This is a genomic window from Nocardia sp. 852002-20019_SCH5090214, assembly GCF_001665865.1.
GTDB classification, from domain to species: Bacteria; Actinomycetota; Actinomycetes; order Mycobacteriales; family Mycobacteriaceae; genus Nocardia; species Nocardia nova.
This window is the reverse complement of sequence record NZ_LZMK01000028.1, coordinates 20,761-34,050: the sequence shown is the minus strand read 5'-3', so window position 1 is coordinate 34,050 and position 13,290 is coordinate 20,761. Positions and strand designations below refer to the sequence as shown.

General features: G+C 63.6%; 7 protein-coding genes. 4 read left to right on the top strand and 3 right to left on the bottom strand.

Annotation, left to right across the window (positions count from 1 at the left end; translation table 11 throughout):
* Window positions 1–15: 15 nt before the first annotated feature.
* On the bottom strand, window positions 16–786 hold the full coding sequence (locus tag A5780_RS03510; RefSeq protein WP_063015166.1) for an SDR family NAD(P)-dependent oxidoreductase: 771 nt from the start codon (window positions 784–786) through the stop codon (window positions 16–18).
* A 240-nt stretch (window positions 787–1,026) separates the two neighbouring features.
* Between A5780_RS03510 and A5780_RS03505 the strand changes: the two genes are divergently transcribed.
* On the top strand, window positions 1,027–2,631 hold the full coding sequence (locus A5780_RS03505) for a tetratricopeptide repeat protein (protein ID WP_082976263.1): 1,605 nt from the start codon (window positions 1,027–1,029) through the stop codon (window positions 2,629–2,631).
* Between the two features lie 106 nt (window positions 2,632–2,737).
* Complete coding sequence (locus A5780_RS03500; protein ID WP_231982834.1) at window positions 2,738–3,535, top strand: DUF1460 domain-containing protein; 798 nt, start codon at window positions 2,738–2,740, stop codon at window positions 3,533–3,535.
* A gap of 1,007 nt (window positions 3,536–4,542) precedes the next feature.
* Here the strand turns inward: A5780_RS03500 and A5780_RS03490 are convergent.
* Complete coding sequence (locus tag A5780_RS03490; protein WP_231982833.1) at window positions 4,543–5,712, bottom strand: DNA cytosine methyltransferase; 1,170 nt, start codon at window positions 5,710–5,712, stop codon at window positions 4,543–4,545.
* Between the two features lie 31 nt (window positions 5,713–5,743).
* Window positions 5,744–6,736, bottom strand: a complete 993-nt coding sequence (locus tag A5780_RS38835; protein ID WP_082976260.1) for a DNA cytosine methyltransferase — start codon at window positions 6,734–6,736, stop codon at window positions 5,744–5,746.
* Between the two features lie 596 nt (window positions 6,737–7,332).
* On the opposite strand from A5780_RS38835, the gene A5780_RS03480 reads away from it, so the two are divergent.
* Both A5780_RS03480 and A5780_RS03475 read left to right on the top strand, forming a co-directional pair.
* Complete coding sequence (locus A5780_RS03480; RefSeq protein ID WP_064907688.1) at window positions 7,333–8,151, top strand: hypothetical protein; 819 nt, start codon at window positions 7,333–7,335, stop codon at window positions 8,149–8,151.
* 59 nt (window positions 8,152–8,210) lie between these two features.
* Complete coding sequence (locus A5780_RS03475; RefSeq protein WP_231982832.1) at window positions 8,211–12,875, top strand: DEAD/DEAH box helicase; 4,665 nt, start codon at window positions 8,211–8,213, stop codon at window positions 12,873–12,875.
* The last annotated feature ends 415 nt before the right edge of the window (window positions 12,876–13,290 follow it).

Here is a 13,290-nt window from a genome sequence, read left to right as displayed (position 1 = left end):
CTGCCTCCTTCGCGTTCAGCGCGGAACGGTGCCACCGTCGATGACGAACGTCTGTCCCGTAATGAAACTGCCTGCGTCCGAACACAACAGCAGCGCGGGCCCGACCAGTTCGTCCGGCTCACCGAGCCGCCGCAGCAACGGTGCCGCGGCCATCGCGTCCACCACTTCCTGCGGATTGTTGCGGACCATATCGGTATCCACCGCACCCGGCGCGATGGCGTTCACCCGAATCCCGTCGGCGGCGAATTCGGCGGCCATCGAGCGAGTGAACGACAGCAACGCCGCCTTCCCCGCCGAGTACATCGCCAGCCCGCCGGAGAACCCGAACGCCCCGATCGACGCGAAGTTCAACACCGCCGCATGCTCGCTCTCCCGCAGATACGGCAGCGCGGCCTGCACCAGGAACAACGGCCCCTGCACATTCACCGCGAACGACTTGTCCACCGCCGCCTTCTGCATCACCGCCAAGGGCTGAGCCAGCGCATTCGCGGCATTGTTGATCACGATGTCGACCCCGCCGAACCTTTCCACCGTCTGCGCGACCAACGCCTGCACCCCCTCGACCTCTCCCAGATGAGTCGGCACCCCGATAGCCTCGGCCCCCAACTCCCGCAGCCGCTCCACGGCCTTCTCACAAGCCTCCGGCTTCCGACTGGCGACAACGACATTCGCCCCCGCACAAGCCAACCCCTCGGCCAGCGCGAGCCCGATACCCCGAGTACCGCCGGTGACGATCGCGGTCCGCCCGCTGAGGTCGAAGAGTTTCTGGAATGAGCTGCGGTCCACGGGATGAGCCTCTCTGCTGGTGTCGCTCTGCCGAGCAGAACTGACGACGGTCGCAGTCAGTTCTATCAGGCGAGTCGCGCGGCGTGTTCCGAACGGCGGGGCTCGCCGCGCGGGTCCTCGCCCTGTCGCCCGTCCGAGGTTCGGTGCACCGTCGGCAGACCAACGTCGGGCGACTCGCTCCCGCGGAGTTGTCGGTGGGCTCCGCAATACTGATCGTGGGGAGAGGCGGGAGGACTCGACATGAACTTCGTGATTACGCTCGTGGCCTCGGCGATAGCGTCGGGAAGCTCCGAAGATGGTGTGGCACAACATGTCACCGACGCTTACGGCGATTTGAAGCGGCTGATCATCGATAGATATCCGGACGTCGACGTTTCGGCGCTGGAGCGGAAGCCGCGTTCCGACGCCAAGAAGGCGTCGCTGGCCGAGGATCTCGACGACGCCGGTGCGGCGGATGACCGTGCCTTGGAAGCAGCGGCCTTGCGCGTGCTGCGCGCGGTGCACGGGTCGGACGCGGCGCCCCTGGAACTTCCGGGCACAGCGCTTGCCGGAGCAGAGGAGTCGACAGGATCCGATGCCGCCGCCCTGTTCGACGGGGCCGTCGCGGCTGAAGACGCGGGGCGTTTACCGGAGGCCGAAGCCCTGTACCGCCGCGCCGCCGACGCCGGGCACACCGGCGCGATGAACAACCTCGGGCTGCTTCTGGAAGATACGGGTCGGTCGCCCGAAGCCGAGGGGTGGTTTCGCCAGGCCGCCGACCTCGGGAACGTGACGGCGATGAACAACCTTGCCGTACCCCTCGCGACGAAACGTCCGGAATGTGCCGACGAGTGGTTCCGCAAGGCAGCCGACGCCGGGCACACCGGCGCGATGACCACGCTGGGCGTTCTGCTGGAGAAGCAGGGACAGGTCGAGGAAGGCGAGGCCTGGTACCGCCGAGCCGCCGACACCGGCGAGCCCAACGCGATGTTCAACCTGGGATTGCTTCTGGAGGACGCCGGCAAGGCCGAGCCGGCCGAGCTGTGGATCCGCCGCGCTGCCGACGCCGGCCATGCCACTGCCATGTTCAACCTGGGCGTGGTCGCGTACGACTCGGGCCGGACGCAGGAGGCAGAAGCCTGGTGGTGCAAGGCCGCCGACGCCGGGCACCCCAAGGCGATGTTCAACCTGGCGATCAGGTTGGAGGAGGCGGGCAGGTCGGAGGACGCCGAAACCTGGTATCGGCGGGCCGGCGAAGCTGGGCATCCGGCCTCGATGCTCAACCTGGCCTGCACATTGCGGCAGGCCGGTAAGCAACGGGAGGCCGAGACCTGGTATCGAAAGGCCGCCGATGCCGGGAACGTGGCCGCGATGTTCAACCTGGGCTTGTTACTCGAAGCCATCGGCGAAGTGGGGGAGGCCGAGTCGTGGTACCGCAAAGCCGCCGAGACGGGCGAAGCCGTTGCGATGACCAACCTGGGCGCACTGCTGATGGAATCGGGCCGGTCCGAGGAGGGCGAGTGGTGGTGCCGTAAAGCCGCCGAGGCAGGACGTCCCGTCGCCATGTGCGACTTGGCGGTAGCGATGGAGAGGACCGGCCGTATGACGGAAGCCGAAACGTGGTACCGCCGCGCCGCCGAGTCCGGTCATCCCAGAGCGATGTTTCTCCTCGGCGGCATCCTCGAACAGCGAGGACGAACCGACGAGGCCGAAACATGGTGGCGCAGAGCGGCCGACGCCGGCCACCCCGGTGCGATGTCCGGCCTGGCCTACCTACTCGCGATGGCAGGCCGTGTCGACGCCGCCGAAACCTGGAGGCGCAGAGCCGCCGCCGCGGGCGAGCCCGGCGCTACCCCCATGCGGTGACGAGTCCCGTTCCGCTCGGCATCCCTGATCCGAACTGCAGTCCGGAGCGGCCGCCGCCTGGTCTACGGTGGATACCGGCCGTTCCACTCGTCACCCGGGAGGTGTCTTGCGCTCCACCCGCATACTGCCGGTCCTGCTCGTCCTGGTAGCCGCGGCACTCCTGCTGCCCACGCGCGCAAGCGCCGACGCCGCCATCGACGACACCACCTCCCACCGCATCGACGAACTCGTCGCATTGCGCGCCGGCGCGACCGGAGCGAGCAAAGGCGAACTACTCGACCTGCTGTCCCGACAATTCCTGGGCACCCCCTACGCCGCGAACACCCTCATCGGCTCCGCAACCCAGCCCGAACAACTCGTAGCCGACTTCCGCCGAGTGGACTGCTTCACCTTCCTCGACTACATAGAAGCCCTGAGCCGAACCACCGACCGAAACCGCTTCGAAGCCAACCTGATCGACACCCGCTACGCCGCCGCTCAAGTCGACTACACCCACCGCAAACACTTCTTCATCGACTGGGCGCAAGTCGCCGACATCGCCGCCACCGACATCACCGGGAATCTGTCACCCGCCGCAATCAAGGTCCCCAAACACCTCAACGCAAAGGGCGACGGTGCCCTCTACCTGCCAGGCATCCCAGTAGTCGACCGCGCCATCACCTACATCCCCAGCGCAGCGGTCGACGAGGGCGTCCTCAGCGAGCTCCGAACCGGCGACTACATCGGCGCCTACGCCGACCAGCCCGGCCTCGACGTCACCCACGTCGGAATCCTCATCAAGACGCCGACCGGCCCGGTCTTCCGAAACGCGTCGTCACTTGCGGCGAACAACAAGGTGGTGGACACACCGCTGGGGGAGTATTTGCAGAGTGTTCCCGGCATAGTGGTGCTGCGCCCGCGTTAACTACTACTTCATCGTTCGGCGCTGGGCGCGCCAGAGTTCAACGCGATCTCTAACACGTGACCGTCGGGATCGGCTGAATACCAGGCAAATCCGACTTCCTGACCCCGGATTTCCTGGTCTACCACTGCCTTCCATCGCCGTACCAGGATATCCGCGCCACCGACACTGTTCTCGTCGGTGAGGTCCTGTCGCCGTCGAATACACAATCCGACGTGGAGACCAAGAAAGACCGCTACGCGACCGCAGACATCCCCTGGTACTGGGAAGTCATGCTAACCCGAGAGAGCAGCGCGATCGCCGCGGTTCGTGCTTGTGCCCTGGGAACCGGACACGGAAAGCTCCCAGTAGGCGTGCGTCCCCTCCGCTCGACCAATTACCTCCTCCCGGGAGAATGGACACCAGCAGACGAGGACGGAATCCTATTCGAATTCCCCTTCCCGATCATCATCCCGTGGTCAGAACTCGACTTCTGACCGGTTCGCGCTCGCCGACAAGTGTCCACGACCGGCAGACGTGGAGGTCGGTCTGTGGTGGCGAATCTGCACGGATTGGGGTGCACCGTCTTGTCGTCTTCGAAGGCGGTATTGCCGACGGCCTGATCGCGTGCTGCCAGCAAGGTGAGAGCGCGAAAGCGAATGGCACCCTGTGTATTTGGTATCTTCGTGGTCCTCTCGATCGGCTGTTCCGCTCGGAATCGTCAACTGCACAGCGGGTTCTCGGTCTAAACATTGACAAGTGGTGAGCCCCCGTCCAAGAATCAACCGTGGAGTAGGCCTGCCTTGGACGGGCGTAAGTTTGCTTAATGGGGGCGTTTTGCAGGATGGAGTCCGTTCCGACATCGGTCGCTAGTTCCGGTGGCAACGGGTGCGCGCTGTCTGCCGACGAAACGAGTTGTTGATGGCGGCGCAGAATGACTGAGGCGTATTCAGCGGCTTGAGCGTGGCCTTCGACCGTACTCGGGGATTGGACTGTTATTCTACCGACTCCGCTGAATAAGCCTCATTGGTTCATGATGTCCTCATCGACGCCTCGTCCCCAAGTGCTGCGGCGTCACCGGCTCCGAACCGGAACCGGTCGTGAAGTTCCGCTACGACGGCGGGAAGTTCTTCTGACTTCTCACATTGCACGTCGGCCCACTCCAGCTTGAATATCTCGTCTGCCTGCTCTCTGGTGACTTGGCACCCGAGTGCGGCCGAGAGGACATGAAGCCCGAAAATCGGCGGAACGGCGTTGCCGATTTGCTGTGCAACCGCTCCTTCTTGCCAGGGGTAGTCCAATGGAAAGCTTTGCAGGCGGCCTGCTTCCGCATCTTTGAACCTATCCGTCTGCCCGTTTGTGACGACCTTGTTCCGGGAGATTTTGCCGGTGACCGTCGCGGACGGTTGATCTGATTCGCGAACGCCGCGCAGCTTGGGGTCCCCGCCTGTGCCATAGTTCGAGATCACCCGAAATGTTTCGCGTCTATCCGGAAGGGCGTCGGCCATGGTTTTCCACTTCGGCAACCGATGGTTGTCCGTGGGCCGCAGCCCAGATTTACGGTAAATTTGATGGGTCGGCTGTGGCATCGGCCGTGCCCCGTCGAGCGAAGCGATGAGAACCGCGCGACGGCGGGTCTGTGGTACCCCGTACATCTCGGTGTGCAGCACTTTGGTCTGGACTCGGTACTGCAGTTTGTCTCGCAGCACTTCAGCCATCGCCTCCCACACCGGGAGGACTGCGGGGACTTGCTCCAGCACGATCGTCCGGTACGGACGACCGAGTTCAGCTGCTCGCAGCGCCCAGCGCAACGGTTCCAGAACCAGGCCAGTGCGTTCGTCTTTCAACTGCGCCAGTTCTTCCTGCACCGATTCTCCGGCCGCCATCGCAATGATGAACTTCAGCACCGTGTCCAGGGCTCGCCGGCCTGTTCCGTTACCCGCGACAGTGAAGGTTTGGCAGGGCGGACCGCCCATCAACATCGTTGCCGCAGGGAAGTTTTCCGGACCTAGATCGCGCACATCGTGACGTTCGAAATTGAGGCCCGCGGCCTTTCGGGTGCGGCAGGCGTCGATATCCCATTCGAGACCGTACACCTCGCGGCCGAGCCATCGCGCGGCGACATCGAGACCTCCGGGGCCGGCGAACAGGTCGACAGTGTCGGCACGTTCTTTGGCGTCGGTCAGGTCTTCGCTCGGCACCCATGGAGCATAGCCAGCCAGGCCGAGGTCTTCAGCAACCCAATCCGGTACGCACTGCTCGTCCCAAGGCCTGGGCCGCGGGCGGAGGCGTAGCATTCCCGATCTGACGATAGCGAGCTGTCTTCTGTCCGCAGATCTGCCAGTAGCCAGGGAACGCTTGCAGCTCAGCGATCTGCCCGACCGTAAGTCGCACCTTTCTTTCGGCGAACTCGGGACTCCATTGGAAGTCGGGCGCAGGAGGGGCATCAGCCAGCGATTTTCCCTCGACACCCAACCGCGCCCAAGCTCGCTGCGACCCCGCGGGGCCCAGATCTGCGCCGCCGCGGTCCCAGGAACCACCGACGATGGTCGGGGCGAGCCTATTGGCAAACGTCGCCCATTCATTGGCCTGCAACCAACCTCGAGCGGCCATCGATGTCCGGAGAACGGCGCCGACTGTCAAGTGTGGTGTCGGTAGCACTGCATCCAGTGCTGCGTCGAACCCGCTGAGGCCGCCGTCCCGGAAAGCGACGAGTATCCCGAGTTCCCGGTGCTGTGGCACACCGAAATTGCAGGCGTTCACCACACGCCAACCGAACTCGTAGCCGGCCGCGTCGAGATATTTCTCTACATACGAACGGCTTTCGGCATACCCGGAGCGAGACACCAGGTCGGGGACGTTCTCCAATAGCACTGCCCGCGGACGAAGCTTCCCCACCCACCGCCCGACGGTTTCGAGTAGTTCGAGTTCCAGGTTGTCGCCCCTGGCACGTGACGCTGTTGCCGAAGATCGCACCCTCGGCAAACCGGCCGACAGCAGGTCGAGATCACCGTCCAGCGGCAGATCGGTCTGCGGATCGATTGTCAGCAGGTCCCTCTCGACAACAACCCACCTCGGTCGGTTCGCCCGCAGTGTGGCGCACGCGATACTTCGATTGTCCACCAGAGCAACCGGATCGAAACCCGCCTGCTCAAGACCGAGCGCCATCCCGCCTGCCCCGGCGCATACTTCCACTGAGCGCAGGCGCTGACCGACGTCTTTCATCGATGCCCCTTCTGCCCGCCGTGCGCGTCGAGATTCAGGATAGCGCCGGTCCGGGCTCAGATTGGGTCCAACGCATCGTGGAAGTCGTGAACCGTTTGGCGCACAGCTGATTCCGGCGTCTGATCGGCTCTGCATCAACCCGTCGGCCTGTTGCTACCAGGACGCCTTCCCATCCCACGGCCCGCCGCCCGGAGCGGCTGCTTGCCTCCCACCTTGTCGGCTCCGCTTGTAGTACTTCGAGGGGCGCCACCACTGACGGGCACTACAGGCACGAGAGTCGCCGGCGCCTCACCACCGGCACTACCGGGCACAGATCCGACGTCTAACGTGTTCCCAGTTTGTGTGTTGCGGAATCGACCTGCTCAACCGAGCCGCTGGCGACCGGCACTGGGATGCGTTGACCTAGTGGAATATGCCGCCGTCGGCCGTTGAGGGCGCCGGGTCCCATACAGCGAGAGAGGCTGTAACGCAATGCTTCGTTTGTGCTATTCCCTTTGGAGAGAGCACCGGAGTACGCGCCGCGCGGGACAGTTCCCTAAATCGCCAGCGGGCCGCGTCGGTGGAGGCGGCATGGCGTGAGTGGCAGGGGGTGTCGGGTGGACGATCTGATCGATGATCAATACGACGTGTTCAGGTCGATCTTGGACAAGTACGCACCTGTGGAAGCGGTCACGAAACTGTCGTTGCTGGGGCCCGAGGACGTCATCAAGCGGATTCTCAAGCGGTACGAAGCCGACACGGTTCGCATCCATGAGCTGCAGGAGCCTCGAGCGGTTGTTATCGACAACTACGAGACCCGGTTTGCCGGCCTGCATCCCGACGACAAATTGTGGCCGGCGCTGACCGAAATCCTTCGCGGCCAAGGATGGTCTCAGAATTTGGCGATCGGCAGCCTCGGCACCTCGTCCACTCGGATCGTCTCACTGCTCAGCCGTCCTCGGGAGCGCAGCTTCTCCACGCGGGGCCTGGTCGTGGGCTATATGCAGTCCTGCAAGACCATCAACTTCACCGCCGTCATAGCGAAGGCCGCCGATCGCGGTTACAAGTTGTTCATTGTCTTGGCCGGAATACACAGCGGCCTGCGGAGGAAGATCCAAGCCCGATTGATTCAACAGCTCATCGAGCCAAACCCGAGTATGGGGTCACAGATCACCGATCTGGATGTGGACTTTCGGTCGACGGCGAATCCGGCGTCGTTCTTCGGGAAATCAAACAAAACGCACGTTCTGTGCTTCGTCAAGAAGAATGCTCCGGTGCTCCGTAAGATTTTCGCGCGGCTCGGTGATGCGCAGGATTACCTCGCCGACTGTCACGCTCTGATCATTGATGACGAGGTCGATCAGGCGACTGTTACAGCGTCTCGGGACAACCTCCACAAGTTGGATCGACGTCGGCCTCTGGCCGGTGGGCTGTGAAGCGGAGGAATACGGTGGCAGGCGAGTCTTGGGGAAGCCCTGACCAGGCGTTGGTCGGAATGGTGGACGATTTCCACGCGCGCTGTATTGCGGTCTACAAACAGGACTCGAATCGCGTGGAAGAAGACGCTGGCAAAGAACGCGGGATCGCCGAAGGCGGATACGGCCGCAAGCAGATCCAAGAGCTCATCCAGAACGCGGCAGACGCCCTGCAGAGTTCCCCTGGACGCATTCAGGTCGTGCTCACCGGCGATGCGCTCTATGTGGCGAACGAAGGCCGACCGTTCGAGGACACGGGTGTTCGGGCCCTGCTGTACACCCACCTGTCGAACAAGACGGGTGCGGAGATCGGACGATTCGGCTTGGGCTTCAAGTCGATCAGCGGAATCTCCGATGGCCCGCAGATCTTCAGTCGATCCGTTTCTTTCGAGTTCAGCAGGGCGCAGACCGCGACTGAACTCTCCGATGAGCTGGGCCGGCATTTCACGCCCGGAGAGGTGCCCTCACTTCGCCTGGCATGGGCGATCGTCGACTCGACGAGGGAGTTGCACTCGGACGCTGTTTTGGCCGATCTGTCGAGCTGGGCCACGACAATTGTAAAGATTCCACTCAAGCCGGGCACGTCGGGCCAGCTGGCAGAGGAAATCGCCGAATTCGACGAGTCCTTCAACTTGTTCGCGCCCCACGTACGCCAGCTCGATCTGCGCAATGACATCACGGGGGAAGAGCGCCATTTCAAAGCCCGAAAACTGGGTAATCGGGTCACGCTCACGACGGAAGAGGGAGACCGCGAATGGCTGGTGATCTCGTGTGACCACGTGCCGTCCGAGGCCGCGTTGGAGTCCGCCGGTCACGCCGCACGGCGCAACTCGGTACAGGTGAGCTGGGCTGTACCGGTCACCGGTCGCGTGGGAATCGGCCAGCTGAGTGCGTTCTTCCCCGTCAAGTCGGACGTCACCCTGAGCGGTCGGGTTAATGCGCCCTGGAAGCTCTCCGACGACAGAATCAATGTGATCGAGTGCTCCTTCAACTACGAGATCCTTGCCACGGTATTGCCGAAACTGGTTGTCGACGCCCGACGAGAACTGGTAGCGGGAGCGAATTACGGCCGCTACATCGACGTGCTTCCGGCCCGCGGACGAGAGATTCGGAGCTGGGCGGATTCGGTGCTCCACGAGCCGATCTACAGCGCGCTACGAGACGCGCGTTGTCTCCCCGACCTCGATGGCGTGATGCGTTCGCCGAACTCGCTCAAGCGCGTGCCGGACAGCGTCGGTGGATTGACCGACAAGTGGATCCACGTGGTGGGCAACAGGGCGTCATGGGTCCATCCGGACTGCACGACGAGTCCTGAGCGGCGGTCGAAGGTCGATCGCCTGATGCAGGAGAACCCGGCGAAGGTTGGCCGGGTGCTCAATTGGCTCGAAGACGTCGTCGCCGACCCGAGTCCCGATGGGTCCGCTGCGGCGATCGAGCTTGCAGCGAGCCTCGTGGCGAAGGGCTCCAACACGGAGCTCGATGCGCGTGAGGCCAAGATCGTCCTGCTCGAGAACGGGACGCTGCAACAGCCGGCGCCCGGGCGGTGTTTTATCCGGACGAGCGCCGAACAAGACGGTGCGGTTTTCGTCCACCAGGACGTCGTGGCGCACATCGGTGCGCTCGATGCGCTGAAGCACCTCGGCATCACACCGTTCGAGGACGGTGGCGAAATGCTCCAGCTGCTCGCGGACCTGCGTAAGACCTTGGACGTCGATTGGGACCGCATCTGGATCGCCATGCGAGGGTCCGGTGAACGCCGCGTGGGTGAAGCGTTCGAACAGGTGCTGGACGGGCACGCTGCGCAACTCGTCCACGTGAAGGACGGCCGCGGGAAATGGGTTCTCCCGGCAGATCTCATGATGGCCGGGGACTGTCTCAAAATGCTGAAGGAGGATGGCGAGTTCCTGGTAGACAGTGGGTACCACGCGGCCGATGGAGAAATCCTGGCACTGCTCGGGGTGCGGAGTAGGCCGTTCCGGAGTCCGGGGCACGCTCACGAACACTGGGTCGCGAAGTACCGCGTCGCGGTGAAGTCCTCGGTCGGCGAGTACATGAAACTCGGTGTACAAGCACGCGAGAACCTTCGGATCGAGTCGATCGATTCTTTGTTGGGCCCGCTCGAGAACCTTCCGCGCCTCAGCCCGACGAACTGTACGGCCTTGACGGTGGCCGTACTCGGCGAGATGCACTCCCCTCGTGTGCGTGTCACGCACTCGTCCGTGGCCACCGGCGCGGCCCAATTCGTTGCGCCGGAACTCTGGTGGCTGAGACAACATGGCCGGCTCCCCACCACGCTCGGACCGATGCCGATCGGCCGTGTGTTTGCATCTGACGTCGACAGCGACGAACTCGAGGGGCTTCTGCCGTGTCTGAACCAGCTCGTGGTGAGCGGCGAGATGGAGTCAGCGCTGCAGCTGAGACGGGAGATCGCGTCGCTGTCGCCGGCTGAGTTCGAAGAGCTGGCAAAGGTACATGCCGGTCGCGGCGACGTCGAGCGAGTCGGTCGCATCTATGCATGGTGGTGTCACACCCATCAGGATTCGGGGCCGGAGGAACTCTGGGTGCTCCAAAACGGAACCTGGTGCACGGCACCGCGTTCGACCGTGGCGATCGTCATGTCGTGTGAGTCCGCCGACGAGTTGGACTTGTTCGGCATCCCGTGCGTGACGGTCGACAGCGCAGACGACGTCTTCAACCTCACCGAGCTGTGGGGATGCGTCGCGGGCAATGAACTGCCCGTGGACTATTCGTACGAGACGAGCGCTGAACCGGTGTGCCTGACGGACGTATTCGACGTGTTCGACGAATTGGAACTCGACGAGGACCCGGAAGAACTGACCCTGCAGAAGTGCCTGTCCATCAGCAAGGTCGCTGCCGTGCCGGGACAACCCGAGGTGCGTGTGGGCTGCACATGCGCGCGCAACGGCAATGTGCTGCTGGTCACCGGGAACCGTGAAAGAGATGTGCTGAAGCAGGTCTTGAGCACGTTGATGTTGGATTCCACGGACAAACGTGTGGATGCGCTTCTCGACCGGATGGAGCGGAAGCGGAACACCAAGCTGATCCGCAGCATCAGAAAGGCCCCGGACGACGCGTCGCGGCTGCTTGCGTTCGCCGGCGACGACCGTTTGAAGACCCTGATACCGAAGGACGCGTTCGATTACCTGGCGCACTCGGGGTCGGGAGAGCCGACGGGTGTAGACCTGGCGCGCCTGTGCATCACCATGCTCGGGGTCCGGGCATTGGAGCGTGCCTGCAAGGTGGATCCGCACGGCCTTCCGAGAACGCCGCCCAAGTCGTGGCACGGTTCGTACGACACGCGCAAATGGGTGCAGGACCTGGGTTTCGGCGAAGAGTGGGCTGGGCAGAAGACGCGGAAGCGGAACAAGCCCACGGAGTACGTGGACGGTCCGACACAGTTGAAGCCGCTACACGATTATCAGGAGACCGTCTCGAAGCGCCTCCGTGCGATGCTGGCCGGCGACGGGCCTTCGAGGGGGATCATCTCGCTTCCCACCGGTGCGGGGAAGACGCGCGTCGCGGTCCAGACGATCATCGAATCGATCGAAAGCGGGTCGCTGGATGGAGCGGACGGCCACTTCTCGGGACCCGTGTTGTGGCTTGCCGACGGAGAGGAGCTGTGCGAACAGGCGATCGACGCGTGGTCGTACCTGTGGCGTGCGAAGGGGCGGCAGGACACCCAGTTGGTCCTGAGCCGGTTCTGGGCGAACTATGAGACCGAAGAGGAGGGCGGCGGGGTCCAGGTCGTGGTGGCCAGTTGGCAGAAGGTGATGAGCCGCGCGGTCGAGAAGGCGGACTATGCTTGGTTGGCCGCCTGCCCCCTGGTCGTCATCGACGAGGCGCACGGCGCGCTCCACGCGTCGTACACGAAGATTTTGGAATGGACGGGACGCGGTCACGCGCAGCGCGACAGGCTCCTGCTCGGGCTGACGGCGACACCGTTCCGCGGGAGGCGTCACAGTGACGAGACACACCGCCTGCTGCGTAGGTTCGACGAGAATCTGCTCGATGAGGGGGTTTTCGGCGACCAACATCCGCAGGTGCGCCTGCAGCGGGATCGGATCCTCGCCCGCGCGAGCATCGAAATCCTCAAGGGCGTGTCGGTCGACTTGGCGGAGCACGAAATCCAGCACTTCCGCGAAAAGTACTGGCTCCCGGGCGATGCGGCGAGACGACTCGGGCGGGACGAGGATCGTACGCGAACGATCATCGAGTCGCTTCTCAGCAAGCCTGACGACTGGCCGATCGTCGTCTTCGCGGCTTCTGTCGAGAGCGCGCAGACGATCGCCACATTGCTCACCCTGTCCGGCAGGGCTGCGGCCTCGATCGACCAGGACACCAGTCCGGAAGACAGACGGTCGGCGATCGAGCGGTTCAAGTCCGGTGGTCTCCGGGTGCTCACGAACTATGCGGTGCTGTCGCAGGGCTTCGATGCGCCTGCTACCCGTGCCGTCTACATCACGCGACCAACCAGTAGCGAGGTCCGGTATATGCAGATGGTCGGTCGCGGCCTCCGAGGTCCGAAGAACGGTGGTAGTGACGAAGTGCTGATCGTCAACGTTCTCGACAACCTCGTCGAGTTCGAGGACAGCATCGTCTTCGACAGTCTCAAGGAGATCATCGAGAGCGAGATCGATACGGAGGGCGCGACTGCCACCGCCTGACAGTTCAGCGCCCCGGAGTGGACTCGTCGACCGACGAATGGTGACGTTGTCGTCGATGTGGTGACATCGAGCGACGTGTAGATCGGTTGAACGACTGCGTCGGCGACGCTGATGTGGCAATGTTCGTGGGCTCGGTGCGCGACGTCAGAGGTGTTCTGCCGCCTCGTTTTACGTGGACACGGAGTCACAGTTGTGCGGCCGACGAGGAGAGTGAGTGATGCGATCATCTGCCGTGACCGCGGCGCGACGGGGTTGCTTGGCGGCTGAGCGGGCCGCTGTCGCGTCGTGCGTCGGGGGTGAGACCGCCCCTCGGATGGGACTTCTGTCGGTGCGTAGGAGAACATATGTGGAATCCGGCGACGAAGGATCGACGGTCGACCTCGGCGGCGTGAGACGCGGCCACAGGACCGAGTCC